This is a genomic window from Pontibacter sp. JAM-7 (genome assembly GCF_048548695.2).
Lineage (GTDB): Bacteria > Pseudomonadota > Gammaproteobacteria > Pseudomonadales > Balneatricaceae > Neptuniibacter.
The window spans coordinates 1-381 of sequence record NZ_JBLYIF020000023.1 but is presented as its reverse complement, the minus strand read 5'-3'; the positions used below and the strand labels follow the sequence as shown (position 1 = coordinate 381).

Below are 381 nucleotides of genomic sequence, written 5' to 3'. Positions count from 1 at the left end.
TGAATCTACAGTCCAGGTCTGCACGATGGTATCACCGGCATCCAGGTACTGAACTGCCGCGTTATCGACAGTAAAGGTGTAGTTACCCTGGTCATCATCCAGTGTCAGCGTACCCAGCTGGGTTGCATCCAGGTCGGATGGATCAGAGTTGGTACGAGTACCGAAGCTCAGAGTGCTGTTATCAAAGGCATCTTCGCCCTGATCCACATCCGCGACAGTCACCTGACCGCTCACGCTCAGAGTTGGATCGGTGTCATCCTCGGTCACGGCTTTAGCATCGTCAGTCACTTCCGCGCCATCTTCCACACCGTTGATGGTGATGGTGATGGTGCTGGTGCCACTGCCGTCTACTGAATCTACAGTCCAGGTCTGCACGATGGT

The 381-nt window shown here is 54.6% G+C and carries 1 protein-coding gene; it reads right to left on the bottom strand.

The features are described 5' to 3' along the window. Nucleotides 1–381, bottom strand: a 381-nt coding sequence (locus ACFVYJ_RS13705) for a VCBS domain-containing protein (protein ID WP_463255411.1), incomplete at both ends; no start/stop codon positions are given.